Origin of the sequence: Shimia sp. R9_3 (assembly GCF_017743755.1) — a bacterium.
GTDB lineage: Bacteria > Pseudomonadota > Alphaproteobacteria > Rhodobacterales > Rhodobacteraceae > Shimia.
Genome location: NZ_JAGHRP010000002.1, coordinates 120,684 through 140,452 on the forward strand (window position 1 = coordinate 120,684; position 19,769 = coordinate 140,452).

Consider the following 19,769-nt stretch of genomic DNA (forward strand, 5'->3'; position numbering starts at 1 on the left):
CGGTTGAACCATCAAGCGGTTCAGAGGTACGGTTGCGACTATGAAAAAGAGCTTCACACGCCGGTCGTTTCTGACCTTGAGCGCCGCCAGTTTGGGGACACCTCTTTGGGCCAATGCGCCGAGCCGATCATTGCGGCCCGTGCTGCGCCCGGATGCGCAGAGACTGATCAACAGTGCGCCTTCTGCAGAAAGCCTGATCCGCGACAGTGGCCTCACTGGCAAGGTGAGCTACGCCGTGGCGCGCGCCGGAGATGGCGGCATTCTGGAAGGGCACAATGCGGCCTCGGGGTTGCCACCCGCCAGCGTGACCAAAGTGCTGACCGCGCTTTATGCGTTGCACTATCTGGGGCCAAACCACCGCTTTCTTACAAGCCTGGTGGCTGTTGGGACGGTGGAGAACGGTGTTCTGAATGGCGATCTTGTGTTGCGCGGCGGCGGGGACCCGACGCTTGACACAAACGGGCTGGCGGACTTGGCAAGAACGCTGAAGGCCTCAGGCATTCGCGAGGTGACTGGCCGCTTCCTGGTGTGGGGCGGGGCGCTGCCATCGGTCAAAAGGATCGACAAGAAACAGCCCGATCATGCGGGCTACAATCCAGCGGTCTCCGGCATCGCGTTGAATTATAACCGGGTCCACTTTGAGTGGAAGCGTGGCGCAGACGGTTATGGCGTGACCATGGATGCGCGCAGCAACAAGTACCGTCCTGCCGTGACCGTGGCGCAGATGAAAATCGTCAACCGTGCGGTGCCCGTTTACACCTATAAATCGGCGGGGCAGACGGATCAGTGGACCGTCGCCAAAGGCGCGTTGGGACAGAGTGGCGCGCGCTGGCTGCCGCTGCGCCAGCCGGAGCTTTACGCAGGTGAGGTGTTTCGTACATTGGCGCGCGCGCACGGCATCGTGTTGCAGGCGCCCAAGGTGGCGCAGGGCGCACCACGTGGCACGATTGTCGCCCGCCAGCAAAGCCCTGATTTGAAGACCATCCTCACCGGCATGCTGAAATACTCCACCAACCTCACCGCGGAGATGGTGGGTCTCGCGGCCTCTCAGGCGCGCGGCGCGCAACCTTTGACATTGAAGGACTCTGCTGCGGCGATGAATGCCTGGGCCAAGGAACAGCTTGGTATGCAGGCGGCTGCATTGGTGGATCACTCCGGTTTGGGCGAGGCATCGCGACTGCGTGCGGATGAAATGGCTTTGATGCTGGCACAGGCGGGGCAACATGAGGTGCTTCAGCCGATCCTGAAAGACATACCTGTGAAAGACGCCAAGGGGCGACCGATCAAAGCCCATCCGGTCAAGGTCCGCGCCAAAACCGGGACGCTGCATTTTGTGAGTGCGCTGGCAGGCTACATCAACGCGCCTGACGGAAAAGTTCTGGCCTTTGCAATCTTTGAGGCCGATGTCAGCGCGCGCCAGCGTCTGATTGGCCCTGACCGCGAACGCCCGAAAGGCGCGCGCACCTGGAATGGGCGAGCCAAGCGGTTGCAGCAGGCGCTGATTGCGCGGTGGGGCACGGTCTACGGGGCGTAGAGCGGGCAGGATTAGCGCTCTCTCTTATATAGGGGGGCTGATGGGGCTCAGAAAGCGTTTGACCGCTATGACGTGGCACACAGCCGCCAAGGCTCTTCTTTGCGTAGTAAAGATCTACGGCGCGTGCGGGCGTATGTAGAAATACGGCGCGTGTTGTATTTGGCGTTTGGTAGCAATAGTTTCGTAATTATTGCTAAGTAAATGATTTTGTACCCATGTTTTGGAAAGGGCTGTTGCTCTAACGTGATGAATACCCCCAGGAAGCCCAGTAATCTCTCGAACCATTTCGCGTTTCTAGACGCGGCTCAGGGTGCGATCTTCGTCTTGGAGGTCGGTGCTGATGGTATGCCGCGCTATGTGAAGGTCACCAAAGAGTGGGAGCGACGCACAGAGGTCGCCGCCAAGGATGCGCTCGGCAAGACCGCCCTTGAGATTTTTGGCGGTTGGAATGGGGAGCGCGGGCTCGCGCTCCATCTTGAGGCTGTCAAGGCGCAGACCGAAAGCGTGCATTTTGTGACCATCCCGTTTGATGATCGTATCGCTGATTTTCGGACGACACTGAGGCCGGTGTTTGATGACGCCGGGCAGCTGACGCATATCGTTGGCACCACAGAAGACATCACCTCGCAGCGGGAGCGTGATCAGGCGCTTGAGCTGAACAAGCTGGCGCGCGAGGAGGCAGAGGAAGCCAATCGCGCCAAAGAACGCTTCTTGGCAAATGTCAGCCACGAAATACGCACGCCGATGAATGGGATCATGGGGATGTGCGAGCTGTTGTCGGAGACGGAGCTGGACGACCACCAGCGCCTCTGCGCCAACACCATCTACAATTCCGCCAACGCGCTGCTGACCATCGTCAATGATGTGTTGGATTTCTCAAAGATTCAGGCGCAGAAAATCTCTCTGACGGATGAGCCGTTTTCTTTGCGGGAGCTTGTGCGCGAGTGCTGTGCGCTTCTATCGCGGCATTCTGATGCCAAGAAGCTGGAGCTGGTCTTTGATTATCCGGAGGATATGCCGAGCAGCTTTGTCGGTGATATGAGCCGCGTGCGTCAGGTCTTACTGAATCTCATTGGCAACGCGGTGAAGTTCACAGAAGTGGGGCGCGTGTCTGTGAAGGTTTCTTTCGCTTCAGGCGCGGATGAGATGCCGCTTAAGATTGCCGTGTCAGACACGGGTGTCGGCATCGATCCGGCCCAGCTCGAGATGATCTTCACAGCCTTTGAACAAGTGCACGAAGATGGCAAATTGCGCGGCAAAGGCACCGGGCTTGGCTTGGCGATCAGCAAGGCTCTGGTGGAACGTATGGGCGGAAAACTCTCGGTTGAGAGTGTTCCGAATGAGGGCACCACCTTCCTTGTGGCCTTGAACTTGACCCCGACAGATGCGGTGACGCCCAAAGTGGGGGCAGGCCAAGAGATCCATTCTGAGCCGACCGAGAACGTCATCTGGGACAGTCGCAAGATTGCCCGAACCGATGCGAGCCTGGCTGTCGGGAAGGGGCCGCTCTCAGGGCGTCAAATCCTAGTGGCGGAAGACAACAAGACCAACCAGATGGTTGTGCGGAAAATGTTGGAGCCTACCGGTGCCGATATGCGCTTTGTGCAGGACGGGTTGGAAGCCTTGGAGTGCTGCCGTAATCAGGTCTACGATGTGATCCTGATGGATCTGTCGATGCCGGTGATGGGCGGGCTACAGGCGACGCGGGAAATCCGTCTCTTTGAGAAGGAAAGCGGGAGAGTGCCTTGCCGTATCGTCGCGTTGACGGCAAATGCGCAGCCCAGCGATACAGAGGCCTGCTTTGAGGCCGGAATGGATGGGTTTCTCAGCAAGCCGTTCCGCAAGCAGGCCCTGATCGACATCCTTCAATAGCCGCGCAAGCGTGTTACCTGCGCAGCTCATGTTGTTACCGGGCTCGGCTTAGGTCATGTGACGCGCGCGCGCACCGCGCTCAATTGCGGCAGCGTGCAGGCGGTCGATGTTCAGCTCATAGCGTATCTCTTCAAGCAGGCGCAGCTCTGGCTCAGCCAGAGTGCCATCCGCAGCCCCAACATCACAGGCCAGCGCATAAGCGGTTTCAAAGAGCCGTTCATCCAGATTGTCGCGCACCAGACCAAACAGCGCGGCGAGACCGTCTTCCTGTTCAAACAGGTCAAACACCAACTGGCTGATGACCTGCATTCGGTCCACATCATATTCCGCAAATACCGGCAGGTGGTTCACGGCCGCCTGAATTTTCACGAGTTCAGCGGTGCGGATGTTCTCGTCAGACGCGGAGACAGCCACCATCACCAACACCAAGCAGTCCTGCGGGGTGAGCGGGTGTGGAATTTCTTGGGTCACTTGCAAATCCTTTGCATTGCTGTGTTGCAGTGCAGAATATTGACTGCCAGTCTCAGGAGCAATAGGAAGCGTCGGATTGTCACGTGCAATGAGGCGCTTGGCATACTTTCGCTGAAACCCGATCCTGAACCGGAGATGGACAATGTCTGACCTGCGCGCAGCAGCCCTCGAATCCAAAGCTTGGCCCTTTGAAGAAGCCCGCAAGCTTCTCAAACGCTATGCAAAGGGTGCGCCAGAGAAGGGCTATGTTCTGTTTGAAACCGGCTATGGCCCGTCCGGCCTGCCGCATATCGGCACCTTTGGCGAGGTGGCCCGGACCACAATGATTAAGGTGGCCTTTGAGGCGATCAGCGATATTCCAACCAAGCTGATCTGTTTCTCAGACGATCTGGACGGGCTGCGCAAAGTGCCTTCCAATGTGCCAAATCCGGAAACGCTTGAGCCTTATCTGCAGATGCCGCTGACCGCGGTGCCCGATCCTTTTGGCACCCATGACAGCTTTGGTGCGCATAACAACGCCATGCTGCGCCGCTTCCTTGATACCTTTGGCTTTGAGTATGAATTCTACTCCGCCAAGGAATTCTACGAAACCGGCCAGTTTGACGAAGTGCTGAAACGCGCGGTCGACAATTATGATGCCATCATGGCGATCATGCTCAAATCCCTGCGCGAAGAGCGCGCCGCGACCTATTCGATCTTCCTGCCGCTGCACCCGGAAACCGGCCGCGTGCTGTACGTGCCGATGAAAAAGGTCTGTGCGGAAACCTACACCGTCACTTTTGACGATGAGGACGGCAAAGAATGGACCGTGCCTGTGACCGGCGGCAATGTGAAACTGCAGTGGAAGCCGGACTTTGGCGCCCGCTGGGCGGCTCTTGGCGTGGACTTTGAGATGTATGGCAAGGAGCACGCCACCAACGAGAAGATCTATGACGCGATCTGCCGTGCACTGGGCGGGCGTCAGCCCAACCACTTCTCCTACGAGCTGTTTTTGGATGAAAACGGGCAGAAGATTTCCAAATCTTCCGGCAACGGCGTGTCGATTGACCAGTGGCTGACCTATGCCTCTACCGAGAGCCTCGCATATTTCATGTACCAGAAGCCCAAAACCGCAAAGCGGATGCATTTTGATGTGATCCCCAAAGCGGTGGATGAGTATCACCAGCAGCTGCGCGCCTATCACACTCAGGACATCAAGGCACAGCTCAACAACCCGGTGTGGCACATCCACGGCGGTGACGTGCCGCAATCCGATATGGTGGTGCCATTCAGCATGCTGCTGAACCTGGCCTCTGCGTCTTCTGCGGAAGACAAAGAAACCATGTGGGGTTTCATCAACAAATACGCACCTGATGCGACGGCAGAAACCCATCCGGGCATGGATGCGGCGGCTGGCCATGCGGTGCGCTATTTCAATGACTTCGTGAAACCGGCAAAGGTCTACCGTGCCCCAACAGAGCAGGAGCGCCGTGCGCTGGAAGATCTGGCCGGCGCTCTGAGCTCGCCTGAGACCGCACTGGCGGTGATTGCGGCCAAGAACGCGCTTGTTGGCAATGACGATCCGCTTCCGGAACCGGATTTCACCGATGAAGAGTTCCTGCAGTCCATCGTCTTCGCGATTGGCAAAAACCACGAGTTCGAGCCGTTGCGCGATTGGTTCAAGGCGATCTATGAGGTGCTTCTTGGGGCGTCTCAGGGTCCGCGCTTTGGCGGCTTCATTGCGCTTTATGGCGTGGAAGAGACTGTGACGCTGATCCACAAGGCGCTTGCCGGAGACCTCGTTTCAGGCGCGTGATCCGCAAATGTGTTTGACGTTTCAAAAGGCTCTGCTCCGGCGGGGCCTTTTCTTTTGGTGGCACCTCTCAATGCATCGGCTCGCCATAGGGTTCCAAAGTCTCCGTGTGATCTGTAGCCCCGCATTGGCCGTAGCCTCCTAAAGGGAGGACGTAAGATGAAGCACGTTTTGCTCGCCTTTGTGGTGGTTTTGGAGTTTGCCCGCTCGGGGGCTGCGCAAGCACAAGAGAGCGCCAAGGCGGAGATCGAAGCCGTGATCAGCGCGCAGATAGAGGCGTTTCGCGGCGACGATTTTGTAACGGCCTTTGGGTTTGCCGCAGACAATATCCAGCGCATGTTTCTGACGCCTGAAAATTTTGGCGCCATGGTGCAGCGGGGCTACCCGATGGTCTATCGGCCTCAAACAGTGCAGTTCGGATCGCAGACTTTGGAAGGCGCGGCTGTTTGGCAGCGGGTGCTGATGAAAGACGCCAAGGGTGTGACCCACGCATTGGATTATCTGATGGTGCCCCAAGGGGGCGTTTGGCGGATTGCGGCTGTGCAATTGCAACCCGCGCTGGATGCTGCGGCTTAAGCGTCGGGCCTGTTGCGGCCTTCGCGCCAAACCAAAATGGCTGCGGCGGTCAGGATGACACCCGCACCAACCCAGCTCACCACATCGGGCAACACCGAAAAGACCAGCGCATCATAGAGCGCGGCAAAGGCCAGCGTGGCGTAAAAGAATGGCGCCACAAAACTCGCATCTGCAAGCCGCATTGCGTTGATGAAGCAGGTCTGGGCAGAGGCCATCAACAGCCCAATCCCGGCAAGGGCTGCCCATTGGGCAAGTGTTGGCACTTGCCAGACAAAAGCGGCGGCCGCCGTGGATATGGCCAGACCAATGGCATTGTTGATCAGCAGAATTTGAAACGGGCGCTCGCGGCCTGTGAGCTTCTTGATGAAGATCAGCTCGCCGCCCATGGCAACGGCGGCACATAGCGCGAGGACCGCGCCAAGCTCCAGCGCTCCGGTGCCGGGGCGGGTCAGGGTCATCGCGCCACAAAACGCCAATGCCGCAGAACTCCAGCGCCAGGGGCCGATTTTTTCACCAAGAAACGGGATCGCCAGCAGCATGCCCACCACGGGGTTCAGAAAGCTGATCGCTGTGGCATCCGAGAGCGGGATGAACGCCGCCGCCGCAAACATCAGCGTCACGCCGCCCCAGCCAAGTGTGGAGCGACCAATATGGAGACCCCAGTGAATGCGCTCAATTTGCGGGCGCAGGATCATCGCCGCAGTGGCAAACCCAATAAAGGCAAAGAGGAAGCGCCCGTGACTGATCTGCAGCGGGTGCAGCGCAGGCCCCAGTGTTCCGGTTCCAAGCGCTTTGGCCAGAAGCGTTGTGCCAGCGGCAAAGGCCGATGCGGCCAATGTCAGCGCGGCAGCAAGTGCGGGATTCGTCTTGGGGGCGGTGATGGGGTGCATAAGAGGGTTATGGGGGCAGTGCTCACGGCTGACAAGCGGCCGATTTACGCAGCACAAAATCCGCCGCGTGTCAGTCCGAAATGATCAAAAACCACAAAAATCATCCATAGTGGAAGTTTGGGGTTCCCATTCGTCGATTGCCGCATTAGGGAGAGGATATGAACAAGTGCATCCATATCTCTTTGCTGCGACGCCGACGCTTTATCGCGTAACAGGCGCGTAAGCCTGTGTTTGTTCTGATGCGTTAGAAAGTGACGCAAACCCCCTCAAAAACATTGACCTAAATGCCTTAAGTGATGCAGTCACTGAGGCTCATGATCTGAAAAAGGAAGATCGCAATGATCCCGTCCATTCTGCCGACATACAACCGTGCGCCTCTCACCTTTGAGAAGGGCGAAGGAAGCTGGATGATCGAGGCGGATGGCCGACGTTTTCTGGATCTGGGCGCAGGCATTGCGGTGAACGTGCTGGGCCACGCGAACCCTGTTCTGGTCAATGCGCTGACGGAGCAGGCTGGTAAGCTCTGGCATGTCTCCAACCTTTACAACATCACCCAGCAGCAGGCGCTGGCGGACAAGCTGGTGGCGCATACCTTTGCTGACACCGTGTTTTTCACCAACTCTGGCACCGAGTGCTGTGAGTTGGCTGTCAAAATGGCGCGCAAGTACTGGAACGACAAAGGCCAGCCCGAGCGAGTGGAGATCATCGCCTTTGAAGGAGCGTTCCATGGCCGGAGCTCTGCGGGCATTGCCGCTGCGGGTTCTGAAAAACTGGTGAAAGGTTTTGGGCCTTTGCTGCCGGGGTTCCATCAGGTGGCCTGGGGCGACGTGGACGCCGCCAAGGCGCTGGTGGGTGATCAGACCGCTGCGATCATCGTAGAGCCTGTCCAAGGTGAGGGCGGCATTCGCCCGCTGCCGGACGCCGACCTGAAGGCGCTGCGGGCCATTTGTGATGAGGCGGGCATCCTGCTGATCATGGATGAGGTCCAATGCGGCGTTGGCCGGACAGGTAAGCTCTTTGCCCATGAATGGGCGGGCGTGACGCCTGACATCATGATGGTGGCAAAAGGCATCGGTGGGGGCTTCCCGCTGGGCGCGGTGCTGGCGACGGAAGAGGCCGCAAGCGGCATGGTTGCGGGCACCCACGGCTCCACCTATGGCGGCAATCCTCTGGCCTGCGCTGTCGGTGGCGCGGTGATGGGTGTTGTGGCGGATGATGCCTTTTTGAGCGACGTGAACCGCAAGGGCGGACTTTTGCGTCAAAAACTTGAGGGGCTGGTTGCGGCGCATCCGGATGTCTTTGAAGAGGTGCGTGGCGCGGGGCTGATGCTGGGGCTTAAGTGCTCCAAAGCAGCCTGCGGCGATGTGGTCGCGGCGGGATATGACCATGAGGTTGTGACCGTGCCAGCGGCCGACAATGTGGTGCGCCTGTTGCCACCGCTGAACATTACAGATGAAGAAATTGCCGAAGCCGTCCAGCGGCTGGAGAAGGCGGCAGCCCAAGTGGGCGCGCAGGCGTAAGGACCAAAAAAAGATGAAACATTTTCTGGATATCCACAAAACCGAAGTCGCCGATTTGCGCGGCATGATCGACAGTGCCAAAGCGATGAAAGATGCGCGCAACGGCCGCCCCAAAGGCGCGCTGGACGATGATCTTCCGCTGAAAGATCACATGGTTGCGCTGATCTTTGAAAAGCCCTCCACCCGGACCCGCGTGAGCTTTGATGTGGGTGTGCGCCAGATGGGCGGGCAGACCATGGTGCTGTCTGGCTCTGAGCTGCAACTGGGCCATGGCGAGACCGTTGCGGACACGGCCAAAGTGCTGAGCCGCTATGTGGATCTGATTATGATCCGGACCTTTGAAGAGGCCACGCTTCTGGAAATGGCGGAAAATGCCACGGTGCCGGTGATCAACGGTCTGACAAACCGCACACACCCGTGCCAGATCATGGCGGACATTCTGACCTTTGAGGAAAAGAACGGCCCGATCGCGGGCAAAAAGGTTGTCTGGTCTGGCGACGGCAACAATGTGTTTGCAAGCTTTGCCCATGCGGCGGGTCAGTTCGGCTTTGACCTCACGTTCACCGGCCCCAACACTTTGGACCCGGAGGCCGTCTTTATCGAGGAAGCGCGCGCCAAAGGTGTGAAGGTGGAGATTGAGCGTGATCCGGTGAAAGCTGTACAGGGCGCGGATCTTGTCGTCACCGACACATGGGTCAGCATGCATGATGCGGTCTCGACACGTGAGCGCCGTCACAATCAGCTGCGCCCTTATCAGGTCAATGAAGAGCTGATGAGCCATGCTGCGGACAATGCGCTTTTCATGCATTGCCTGCCTGCCCACCGCAACGAGGAAGCCACGGATGCGGTGATGGACGGTCCGGCCTCAGTGATCTTTGACGAGGCGGAAAACCGGCTGCACGCGCAAAAAGCCATCATGAAATGGTGCCTAAGCTAACGCTTGGTTCCGCACATTGCATAGGAAAGGCGCTGGCTTCGGCTGGCGCTTTTTTGTTGGGCACCACTGCGTCGTCCGCTTGCGTTTTGGCGCTCGCATGTCTGTTGCCGTAGAATTGCCTCAAATTGTCTATACTGGCAGAGCTGGCGCAACAGGGGACAGAACACATGAGCGATGCGGAACGCAGCGCGATCTATCCACGTATCGTGGTGGCAGGGGCGGGCAGTATTGGCTGTTTTGTGGGCGGCATGCTCGCACGCGCGGGGCGCAATGTGACGCTGCTGTTGCGGGCAGGAACCTTTGAAGAAATCAGCCATCACGGCCTGTCTCTGACCGACTATGACGGCATGGATGAGGCGCTTTCTCCTGACAGTTGTGCCATGCAGACGGATCCCTCCTGCCTTGCTGAGGCTGATATTGTGCTGGTGACCGTCAAAAGCGGTGCAACCGCCCAGATCGCTAATGATATTGCGCGCCATGCCCCCAAAGGGGCGATTGTGGTCAGCTTGCAAAATGGCGTGGAGAACGCAGACACACTGCGCAGGGTCTTGCCGGATCACGATGTGCGCGCAGGCATGGTGCCGTTTAACGTGGTCTGGGTCGGTGGTGGGCGCTTTCACCGGGGCACCAGTGGCCAGATCGCGATCGAGAAAGGGGCAGGGCATGTGGCGCGGCATCTGAGCTGCCTTGGGCTTGAGGTGCATGAGAAGCGCGATATGGCTGCTCTGCATTGGGGCAAGCTGGTGATCAATCTCAACAACGCGCTCAATGCGCTGTCAGGTCTGCCCTTGCGCCAGCAGATCGGCGACATGCGGTGGCGGCGCTTGATGGCGGCGCAGATGTCTGAGGCACTGACGGTTTTGGAGGGGGCAGGGATCACCCCAAGCAATCCCGTTGCGGCCCTCCCCATGAGCGTTGTGCCGCGCGTGCTCAGGCTGCCAACATGGGCGTTTCGCTGGGTTGCCCGCGCGATGCTGTCGATTGATCCAAATGCCCGCAGTTCCATGTGGGAGGATCTTGATCGCGGGCGTCGCACCGAGATTGAAGAGCTGCAGGGGCAGATTGTGCGGCTGGCACGGCAGAACGGTCAGGACGCGGCGATCAACGGGCGCATCGCGGCGCTGATCCGTGCGGCGGAGGCGGAGGGTGTTGGGTCCCCCTGCCTGAGTGCCAAAGAAGTGCAAAAACGCCTGCGGGGCAGATGATCCCCACAGGCGTGTGCTTTTAGCTTGTGATGGCGTTGAGTAGCAGGAAGATCACTGCGGACATGGACGCTGCGGCAGGCACGGTGATGACCCAGGCTGCCACAATCGTCATGAAGTGGCTGCGGCGCACAAGCTTGCGGCGGCGGCGTTCTTCCGGTGCGATGCGCTTGGTGACCGGGCGCTGGCCAGCGTTCTTGCGCAGGCGGCGCTCCGCGTCCCATTCGCGATAGAAGCCGACGCCAAAGATACCGCCCACCGCAATGTGGGTGGAGCTGACAGGCAGACCCAGCCAGGAGGCCACAATCACCGTGATGGCGGCGGACAGAGCCACACAATAGGCGCGCATCGGGTTCAGCTTGGTGATCTTCTCACCCACCATGCGGATCAGTTTGGGGCCAAACAGGAACAGGCCGAAGGAGATGCCAAAGGCCCCGATGATCATGACCCAGCTTGGGACCGCCACTTTGGCTGCGATGTCGCCAAACTCTGCCGCGTGCACAATGGCCGCTAGCGGCCCCACCGCGTTGGCCACATCGTTTGCACCGTGCGCAAAAGACAAGAGCGCAGCGGAGAACACCAGCGGAATGCCAAAGAGCACTTTGAGAGATTTATTACGGTTCTCAAGCCCTTCGGATTGCTTGCGAATGAAGGGTTTGGACACCGCGTAGAGCAGCACGCCCGCCGCCGCGCCGATCAGCAGGGAGGTTTGGATGTCGATCTTGATGATCTTCTTCAGACCTTTGAGCGCTAGATAAGAGGCAAAGGCGGCCGCCATGATGCCAATCAACACCGGCACCCAGCGGCGGGCGGCGGCGATCTTGTCATCCTGATAGATGATCTTGGCTTTGATGAAGGCCAGGAACATAGCGGCAATCACGCCGCCCAGAACGGGGGAAATCACCCAGGAGGCGGCGATTTTGCCCATGGTGGGCCAGTTCACGGCGGCAAATCCCGCCGCAGCAATACCCGCGCCCATCACGCCCCCCACAACGGAGTGGGTGGTGGACACTGGCGCCCCGACCCAAGTGGCAATGTTCACCCACAGCGCGGAAGAGATCAGCGCGGCCGTCATGGCCCAGATGAAAATAGCGGTGTTCGCCATGCCCGAAGGATCAATGATCCCTTTGGAGATGGTGGAGACCACATCGCCCCCAGCCAGCAATGCGCCTGCGCTTTCACAGATCGCGGCGATGATGATGGCGCCGCCCATGGTCAAGGCGTTGGCCCCCACGGCGGGGCCCATGTTGTTGGCCACATCGTTTGCGCCGATGTTGATTGCCATATAGGCACCAAAGCCAGCGGCGGCGATGATGATCATGTTGCCTGAGTCAGCGCCGGTTAGCAGGCCTGCAAGCACAGCGGCAAGCACGATGAACGCCAGCGCAATGCCAAGACCCACCATGGGGCGGGAGACATAGAGCGTGGCGGCTTCGAGGTGAGAGATGCGGTGAAGGTCGCGATCCAGCGTGGACCATTCGTTGCCAGAGGTTGGCGAGGACATAACAGAGAATCCCAGTTTGCTTAGCGCTGGGGCCTAAACCCGATGGCGCTGCAATGCAAGAAACGGGTTATAAAACTGTTACATTTGTCGCAGGAGCGCCTGCAATTCGGGTTCATCGACCATATGCGCGGCCTCAGAGGGGGCCACCCATTTGCGGGTGCGCTCGTCTGCTTCGGGGAAGTCGTCCACCAATTTGGTCACTTCCGCCTCAAACACAGTGACGTCCACACCAACAGCAAGGCCGCCATCAAGCCGCTTGTCATAGGCATAGATGCCCAGAGGCTCGCGATTGATATTGGCGTCTTTCACCCCGGCTTCTTCCCAGGCTTCGCGCAGGGCCGCACCGGCGGCATCCAGCCCGTCAATCGGCCAGCCTTTGGGCAGAACCCAGCGGCCTGTGTCGCGAGAGGTGATCAGCAGAACTTCACGGCCCTGGCCCGATCCGCGCGTACAAAGCGCCGCCAACTGAATGCGGCGGGGACGGCGCCAAAGCGGCGCAATCACGCTGTCGTAAGCGGTTTTCAGGGCGTTGGTCATAGACGTCTGCTCAGCTTGTGGATAAGTCCGTATGGCGGACCTGTTGTTAACTAGGAAGTGTATATACGTTTTCCAAGCAGATAAATCAAGGTTTGGTAAATTTTCCGCTAATTTCCACGTCTTTTGGCGCGTAATGTCGGATCAGCTTGCGTCGGATCTTCGGGCCAGGGGTGCTTGGGATAACGCCCGCGCATGTCCTTGCGCACGTCCGCATAGGAGCTCGCCCAGAAGCCGGGAATGTCCATCGTGGTCTGCACGGGTTTCTGGCCGGGAGAGAGCAGGGTGACACGCAAAGGGGTGTTGCCGACCATCGGGTGGCTGGTTTGTCCGAACAGCTCCTGAAGGCGCAGGGTGATTTCAGGGTGCTCGCCACCGTAGTCGATGGGAATTTTGCGATCCAGTGGCGTGGTGAAATGCGCAGGGGCCAGGCGGTCCAGAAGCTGCATTTGGTTCCAATCCAGCCGTGCGCGCAGAGCGTCCAGTACGTCAAACTTCTTCCAGTGTTCAGCCGTTTTCACGCCGCCAAGATGTGGCAGAAGCCAGTCTTCGATGCGGTCCATTAGGGCATCTGGTGCCATGTCCGGCAAATCATGTCCCGCGTCGCGGATCAGGGTCACACGCGCAACAAAGCGTTGGGCGGCGGGTGAGAGCGTAAGGCCAAGGTCACGCACACCGTCCAGCATGGCATGTGCGATTGCCTCTGAGGGGGCTTCTTTCCAGATGCGGTCGTCCAGTGCGATGGAACCAAAGCGCTCCTGGCGTCGCGCAATTACGCGGCGCTCGCGCTTTGACCATGCGCAGCTGTCGACCCACTCTATATGCGGCTCAAACAGGCTGCGGACCTGTGCTTCGGTGATCTGGATGGCTTGCCGGATGCGGGCTTCACGCGGGTTGCCGTCGGTGTCGGTCACCACGATCAGGCGGCTTCCGGCAAGCGGGTCACCGTCTTCCATCACCGCGCCTTTGCCGCCGGAAAGAACAAAGCGGGGCGCGTCGCCTTTGCGGTGCAACCCGATGCGGTCAGGATAGGCGAGTGCGGCGAGTTCGGCGGGCGCATAAGCGGGCGCGTCTTTGGTCTGGCTCGATTTGGCGAGGCGTTTGGCTTCGTCTTTCAGAGTGTGCAGCGCTGCGCGGTTGACCCCGAAGGGCCGCCGGTCTGTGAAGGTTTTGAGGTCAGTGAGCGCTTCAAGCCGTAAGGCCAGATCTACAGGGGCGCCGCGGGTCAGCGGATCGCGCGCCGCCAGAAGCGCTGCCATTTGAGCGCCCTGCGGCCCGGCGATGGTCAGCATATGCGCAAGGCGCGGATGCAAGGGCAGCGCTGCGATGGCCTTGCCGTGTTCGGTGATCCGGTTGTTGTCATCCAGCGCGTCAAGCATGTGCAGCACGGCCTGCGCCTCAGAGAAACTCCCCGGATTGGGCTGAGACAGAAGCGCGAGGTCGCTGGGCGCTGCGCCCCAAAGCGCAAGCTCAAGCGCGAGGCCGGTGAGGTCGGCCGCTTCGATCTCAGCAGGCGGGAAGGGAAGCAATGCGCCTTCTTCGCCTTTGGTCCAGAGGCGGTAGCAGACCCCTTCGGCCACACGGCCTGCGCGGCCCTGACGCTGGGTGGCTTCGGTGCGGGTGACACGCTCTGTCACAAGGCGTGACATCCCGGAGCCGGGATCAAAACGCGCGCGGCGGGCGCGGCCTGCGTCCACCACCACACGCACGTTCTGAATGGTGAGGGAGGTTTCGGCAATGGAGGTGGCGAGCACTACTCTGCGGCCCTGTTCAGCGGGGCGGATGGCAGCTTGCTGATCCTTGAAGGGCATCGCGCCAAAAAGCGGATGCACGGTGCAATCATCTGGCAGTTTCAGCAAAGACTGCGTGCGCCGGATCTCCCCCTCACCGGGTAGGAACACCAGAACGCCGCCGGTTGTCTCGCTCACCGCTTGAGTGATCAGCCGCGCCGTGGCCTCTTCCAGCCGGGTGCCTTTGGCCAAGGGTTTGTCCAGCCAGCGGGTCTCCACCGGGAAGGCGCGACCTTCGGAGGTGATGATGGGGGCGTCCCCCATAAGCGCGGCCACAGGGGCGGCGTCCAGCGTGGCGGACATGGCTACAAGGATCAGATCGTCGCGCAGGGCCTCGCAGATCTCAAGGCACAAGGCGAGGCCCAGATCAGCGTTGAGAGAACGTTCGTGAAATTCGTCAAAGATCACCGCGCCGACGCCTGCCAGCTCCGGGTCAGACTGGATCATGCGGGTGAGGATGCCCTCGGTGACCACCTCAATCCGCGTGGCTTTGGAGATTTTGCTGTCGCCGCGCACACGATAACCAACGGTTTCGCCCGCTTTCTCGCCCAAGGTTTGCGCCATGCGCTCGGCAGCCGCGCGCGCGGCAAGACGGCGTGGCTCAAGCATCAGGATGCGGCCCTTGGTCAGACCTGCCTCCAGCATGGCGAGCGGTACCACGGTGGTTTTGCCAGCGCCGGGAGGGGCTTGCAGAACCGCGCGGTTGTGGCTGCGCAGGGCAGCGAGAAGCGGATCAAGGGCGTCGTGAATGGGCAGCTGCGTCATGGCGCTGTTATCGGCCAGCTGCGCCCGAGGGTCCAGAGGCTTACTCGCGCCGTATCAGCTTGGCCTTGCCATGTCTTGAGGTGAGCTGCACCTCACTCGCGCGCCACAGATCGCCGCTGCGCTCATAGGTCACCGACAGCGGCGATGTCTTGAGCTCTGCCAATTCTTCCTCGGAGTAGCCGCCAATGCGGTCATAGGTGCCCGAGCAGGTCACGCTGTTGCCCTCTGAGGCGCGGCTTTTCAGAGTGATGCGCACAAGGCGGGTGCCGTCAAACTGGGTCTGTTCGATCTGGCACAGTGTTTGATCCGTCTGGTCGCGCAGGCTCAGCCACATCATGCTCATCGGATCAAGCGCGCCTTTGGTGGCACTGGGCGCAATTGGCGTTGCGGGATCCTGCGCGCCTTTGGTTTTGATGAGCAGGTTGTTTTGCGCCTGAAGGCTGGTTTCAGACACCCGCTTGCCGGTGTTGATATAGCCGTCATAACGCGCGGGGCGCAGGTTTTGTCCCGCCTGCGTGCCTTGGCCTGAGACCGTGAAGCGAATGCTGCGCAGGATACCCGCGAGGCCGGTGGTGCGGAAGCTGCCTGACCCCTCATAAGCTTTGTCCGTTTCGTTTACGGCCAGCGTGAGCTCCCCCACTTTGATGCCAAAAGCATGCACCGACCAGAGCTGCGCGTGGCTTTCTGCCCGCGCTGCAGGTGCCGTCATCGCCGCCGCGCAGATCCACAGAGGCAGCAAATTGAAGCGGCTGACGTATCGCCGGACTAGACAAGACAGGGTGGGGCGCGGCATGTAGTTTTCCAAACAAGAAGCACGGGTTGTCGCCATGGATATCGCAGAACTGCGGGACAGAATACTGAAACAAGACCGCAGGGCTCTGGCGCGGGCGATTACATTGGTGGAAAGCGCACGGGATGACCACCGCGCACAGGCCAGCGCGCTCTTGGAAAGCCTGCGCGGCGCTGGGCGACAATCCTTGCGCATCGGTCTTTCCGGCACGCCGGGGGTTGGGAAATCCACGTTTATTGAGAGCTTTGGCATGATGCTGACCGCGCAGGGTTTGCGCGTGGCCGTGCTCGCGGTTGATCCCTCATCGGCCCGCAGCGGCGGCTCAATTCTGGGGGATAAAACCCGCATGGAGCGGCTGAGCCGGGAGAAAAACGCCTTTATCCGCCCCTCGCCAAGCCAGACCCATCTGGGAGGCGTGGCGCGGCGCACCAGAGAAGCGGTGGCGCTTTGTGAGGCGGCCGGGTTTGATGTCGTGCTGATTGAGACCGTTGGGGTCGGGCAGTCGGAAACGGTTGTGGCAGAGATGTCTGATCTCTTCCTGCTGTTGTTGGCGCCTGCGGGCGGTGATGAGCTTCAGGGCGTTAAGCGCGGGATCATGGAGATGGCGGACGTGATCTTGGTGAACAAGGCTGACGGTGCGCTCAAAACCACCGCCATGCGCACCTGTGCCGATTATGCCGGAGCGCTCCGTCTGTTGCGCAAGCGTCCGCAGGATCCGGAAGGGTTCCCAAAGGCAATGACCGTGTCGGCGCTCGAAGAGGAAGGGTTGCTGACGGCATGGTCTGAAATGACCGCGCTGACAGACTGGCGCAAGTCGGAAGGGCATTGGGATATCCGCCGCGCCACGCAGGCGCAGTTTTGGTTCCACGAGGAGGTGCGTCAGGGATTGCTGGCGCGTCTGCATAAAGAGCAAGCGCGCAAGGACTTGCAATCATTGGATGAAAAGGTGGCCTCTGGTGTCATCACACCGTCTCAGGCCGCGCAGGAGATGCTTGCGCGACTGGCCTAGCTGACGCATGGTTTTCTGAGAAAATTCAATTTTGAGCGCATGTTGGCGTTCAAGATAGAGGCAGAAAACCTATGGGGAAGAGGTCAATTGCACCGGCAAAGCGTCCGGAGCTTGAAAGGTTTGAGTGGCCCCAGCGCCGGTTGGAAGACGCCACCACTGCGTTTTCGCAAATGCCGGATGGTCGCCTTGAGCTGACGGTTGAGCATCAACGGCTGAACGGCATCAGCTGTGAAATGCTGTGCTGGTGGTTCGGTGTATATGCGTTCCTTGAAGTCGACTTGGGCCCGCATGTTGCAAAGGCGTTCTCGGTTTGGCATCCGCGAGATCACATAGACATCAGGCCTTTTCTGGCCACGCAGATGATGCCGAGCAATCCCGGCGATTATATCGTCATGGAAGAGGCTTACGGCGCAGAACCCTCTTATCGCTCCATCGAGAAGTTCAAGATCGTACAGCGGGATACCTCCAAATATGCCATCGAAGTCTATCGCGCTGGGCTTCGGGTGGCCGGACTTGAATATTCCTTTGAAGCCCACCCGGATGGAACGGAAGTGGTCTCCTGCCTTTGGGTCGGCGTTGACAAAGGGTGGTCCCGGATCCTGATCAACAATCTCGTCGTGCCGTTCCTGTTTGATGTGAAAAAGACAGAGGCATGGATGCAGCACAACGTAGAGGAGATTGGCGCCTTGGAGCACCTGCTGCCGATCCTCTATGAGCGGCGCGGCGAAGGTCGTCGCATCACTTGGCCCACGCCAACTGACGGTGTGTTTTAATCCCCCATATCCGCAAGACGACGCAGCGGGACTTTCGGAAAATCTTGCGTGGCTTGCCGAAAATGCGCAGCCTGTCCTGACAAATATCTGTTGTTTTTGTCAGTGGAGAAAGCAGAGGCGGGTTTGGCCTAAGATGAGCTGGGAGGGTGGTGCATGGAGTTTCCTGAGCCGCGAGACTTCGGATGGGACCTCAAGAGTTTTTGACAACGCGTTTTCGACTGTGACGCATCTGTCAGATGGGCGGACCCTATTTGAAATCGAGCACCCACCGGTTCGGGAAGTGACAGCAGAAATGCTCTGTTGGTGGTACGGGGTCTATGCGGATCTTTCTCTGGTGATTGATGGCACGACCTATCCGGCCTTTTTGGTGAGCCACCCCAAGGTCCATATCTCTCTGGAAAGCGAAAAGGCCGACAAAGAACGCCCGCTGACGGCAGGAGACTTTGTCACCATCGTTGAGGGCTATCAGCGCAACCCCGATTTCACGACAAATGAGCGGCTGGAGGTCGTGCGCAGAGATGAGACCCGTTTTGCCCTGCGCGCCACCAGAAGCGGCGTGACGGTTGCGGATGTGGAGTTTCACTATGAGGATGGACCTGAAGGGCTGAAGGTGCGCAATCTCTTGACCGTTGGTGTGGCCAAGGGGATTTTCAAACCGATTGTGAACCGGATGATCATTCCTTGGCTCTACTACGAGGATAAGAATTACGCTTGGCTCTTGCACAGCGTTGAGGAAATCGGCAATTTCGAGAACTTCCTGCCGGAGATCTTTGCCCGCCGTGATCAGGGCATGACGATCAGATGGGATCGCAACAGCCTTCCGTCTAAAAAGCCGCTCAGAGGGCCTTCCCCGGCGGATGTGTAAGGTTTAAACGCCTTTGCAGGCCATCAGAGTCATTATGTGATGTTGAATCACTTGACGGCCCTGCCAATTCCGCCTAATCACGCCAAACAAAATTCCGGGCGCGGCCTAGGCAGCGCCCTTATGCTTTGACGGGGCCGTTATCCCCGTGCACCGTAAAACGAGGATGAACCCATGTCGCGCCGTTGCGAATTGACCGGAAAAGGCCCGATGACTGGCAACAATGTCAGCCACGCCAACAACAAAACCAAGCGTCGTTTTCTGCCTAACCTGAACGACGTGACTCTGCAGTCCGAAACTCTGGGCCGTGGCGTGAAACTGCGCATCTCCGCAGCCGCGCTGCGCACCGTGGACCACCGCGGTGGCTTGGACGCGTTCCTGGCAAAGGCAAAAGACACTGAGCTTTCCGACAACGCTCTGAAAGTGAAAAAAGAGATCGCAAAGGCGCAGGCAGCAAGCGCCTGATCGCACTGATCTTTTTTGAGATTTTGACAGCCTCACCTTCGGGTGGGGCTGTTTCCTTTTGTCGTCTTCACAAAGCTTAGACGCCATGTCTATATGCGGGCATGACGGCAAACTTCCGCGCATATATCTCCGGAGTGCTCGCGCTCGTGCTGGTCCTGACAGGGCACAGCATGGCGATTGCGCGTGGCTTGCCCGGTGTTGCGGGCTATGCGGAATACTGCATCGGCGAAAATCCGGTGATGGTGCCTGTGGATGCTGATGGCAACCCCACAGGCCCGCCGCATCTATGCCCTGATTTTTCGGCGTCTTTGCTGACTTGGATCGCGGTGCCCGAGGTCGCAATAGAAGCCCATTTGGGGCAGGGCCGTATCGCGCGATTGGCTTTGGGCGACCATGTGGAGGCGATTCGCCAAACCTCCCCCAGCGCACGTGCGCCTCCGATTGATGTGTTCATTTTTTAATCTGACACATCAACTCACAGGG

Annotated in this window: 18 protein-coding genes; 12 read left to right on the forward strand and 6 right to left on the reverse strand. The window is 59.3% G+C overall.

Going from position 1 to position 19,769, the window contains the following annotated elements:
* Window positions 1–40: 40 nt before the first annotated feature.
* Together dacB and J7412_RS05115 are read left to right on the forward strand one after the other, a co-directional pair.
* Entirely contained in the window at window positions 41–1,534 is a 1,494-nt protein-coding gene (gene dacB, locus J7412_RS05110) for a D-alanyl-D-alanine carboxypeptidase/D-alanyl-D-alanine-endopeptidase (protein WP_209077710.1), read from the forward strand.
* A gap of 246 nt (window positions 1,535–1,780) precedes the next feature.
* Complete coding sequence (locus J7412_RS05115; protein WP_209077711.1) at window positions 1,781–3,406, forward strand: ATP-binding protein; 1,626 nt, start codon at window positions 1,781–1,783, stop codon at window positions 3,404–3,406.
* Between the two features lie 48 nt (window positions 3,407–3,454).
* Here J7412_RS05115 and J7412_RS05120 read toward each other — a convergent pair whose 3' ends face one another.
* Window positions 3,455–3,877, reverse strand: a complete 423-nt coding sequence (locus J7412_RS05120; protein WP_209061742.1) for a tellurite resistance TerB family protein — start codon at window positions 3,875–3,877, stop codon at window positions 3,455–3,457.
* 142 nt (window positions 3,878–4,019) lie between these two features.
* Between J7412_RS05120 and J7412_RS05125 the strand changes: the two genes are divergently transcribed.
* Both J7412_RS05125 and J7412_RS05130 read left to right on the forward strand, forming a co-directional pair.
* Window positions 4,020–5,672 carry a lysine--tRNA ligase gene (locus tag J7412_RS05125; RefSeq protein ID WP_209061740.1) on the forward strand — a complete coding sequence of 551 codons (1,653 nt, stop codon included), beginning with the start codon at window positions 4,020–4,022 and terminating at the stop codon, window positions 5,670–5,672.
* Between the two features lie 156 nt (window positions 5,673–5,828).
* Window positions 5,829–6,245: a DUF4864 domain-containing protein gene (locus J7412_RS05130; RefSeq protein WP_209077712.1), complete on the forward strand. Its 417-nt coding sequence runs from the start codon at window positions 5,829–5,831 to the stop codon at window positions 6,243–6,245.
* On the opposite strand, the gene J7412_RS05135 is transcribed toward J7412_RS05130, so the two are convergent.
* Window positions 6,242–7,135 carry a DMT family transporter gene (locus tag J7412_RS05135; RefSeq protein WP_209077713.1) on the reverse strand — a complete coding sequence of 298 codons (894 nt, stop codon included), beginning with the start codon at window positions 7,133–7,135 and terminating at the stop codon, window positions 6,242–6,244. The genes J7412_RS05130 and J7412_RS05135 overlap by 4 nt on opposite strands.
* A 338-nt stretch (window positions 7,136–7,473) precedes the next feature.
* Here J7412_RS05135 and J7412_RS05140 point away from each other — a divergent pair, with 338 nt between their 5' ends.
* From J7412_RS05140 to J7412_RS05150, 3 genes are all read left to right on the forward strand, one after another.
* Entirely contained in the window at window positions 7,474–8,655 is a 1,182-nt protein-coding gene (locus J7412_RS05140; protein WP_209077714.1) for an aspartate aminotransferase family protein, read from the forward strand.
* A 13-nt stretch (window positions 8,656–8,668) separates the two neighbouring features.
* Window positions 8,669–9,592, forward strand: a complete 924-nt coding sequence (gene argF / locus J7412_RS05145; RefSeq protein ID WP_209061732.1) for an ornithine carbamoyltransferase — start codon at window positions 8,669–8,671, stop codon at window positions 9,590–9,592.
* Window positions 9,593–9,759: 167 nt separating this feature from the next.
* Window positions 9,760–10,797 (forward strand): 2-dehydropantoate 2-reductase, encoded by a 1,038-nt coding sequence (locus J7412_RS05150; RefSeq protein WP_209077715.1) that lies wholly within the window; start codon window positions 9,760–9,762, stop codon window positions 10,795–10,797.
* Window positions 10,798–10,816: 19 nt separating this feature from the next.
* On the opposite strand, the gene J7412_RS05155 is transcribed toward J7412_RS05150, so the two are convergent.
* The 4 genes from J7412_RS05155 to J7412_RS05170 form a co-directional block, all read right to left on the reverse strand.
* On the reverse strand, window positions 10,817–12,298 hold the full coding sequence (locus J7412_RS05155) for an inorganic phosphate transporter (RefSeq protein WP_209077716.1): 1,482 nt from the start codon (window positions 12,296–12,298) through the stop codon (window positions 10,817–10,819).
* A 78-nt stretch (window positions 12,299–12,376) separates the two neighbouring features.
* A complete protein-coding gene (locus tag J7412_RS05160) occupies window positions 12,377–12,835 on the reverse strand; it encodes an NUDIX hydrolase (protein WP_209061726.1) in 459 nt (152 codons plus the stop codon).
* 107 nt (window positions 12,836–12,942) lie between these two features.
* Window positions 12,943–15,387: an ATP-dependent helicase HrpB gene (gene hrpB / locus J7412_RS05165; RefSeq protein ID WP_209077717.1), complete on the reverse strand. Its 2,445-nt coding sequence runs from the start codon at window positions 15,385–15,387 to the stop codon at window positions 12,943–12,945.
* Between the two features lie 40 nt (window positions 15,388–15,427).
* A complete protein-coding gene (locus tag J7412_RS05170) occupies window positions 15,428–16,096 on the reverse strand; it encodes a DUF3108 domain-containing protein (RefSeq protein WP_209077718.1) in 669 nt (222 codons plus the stop codon).
* A 118-nt stretch (window positions 16,097–16,214) separates the two neighbouring features.
* Between J7412_RS05170 and meaB the strand changes: the two genes are divergently transcribed.
* From meaB to J7412_RS05195, 5 genes are all read left to right on the forward strand, one after another.
* Entirely contained in the window at window positions 16,215–17,186 is a 972-nt protein-coding gene (meaB, locus tag J7412_RS05175; protein WP_209077719.1) for a methylmalonyl Co-A mutase-associated GTPase MeaB, read from the forward strand.
* A 71-nt stretch (window positions 17,187–17,257) separates the two neighbouring features.
* Entirely contained in the window at window positions 17,258–17,959 is a 702-nt protein-coding gene (locus tag J7412_RS05180) for a hypothetical protein (protein ID WP_209077720.1), read from the forward strand.
* Between the two features lie 133 nt (window positions 17,960–18,092).
* A complete protein-coding gene (locus J7412_RS05185; RefSeq protein ID WP_209077721.1) occupies window positions 18,093–18,824 on the forward strand; it encodes a hypothetical protein in 732 nt (243 codons plus the stop codon).
* A gap of 171 nt (window positions 18,825–18,995) precedes the next feature.
* Window positions 18,996–19,286, forward strand: a complete 291-nt coding sequence (gene rpmB / locus J7412_RS05190; RefSeq protein ID WP_209077722.1) for a 50S ribosomal protein L28 — start codon at window positions 18,996–18,998, stop codon at window positions 19,284–19,286.
* 101 nt (window positions 19,287–19,387) lie between these two features.
* Window positions 19,388–19,747, forward strand: coding sequence for a hypothetical protein (locus J7412_RS05195; RefSeq protein WP_209077723.1), 360 nt, complete (start codon window positions 19,388–19,390; stop codon window positions 19,745–19,747).
* The last annotated feature ends 22 nt before the right edge of the window (window positions 19,748–19,769 follow it).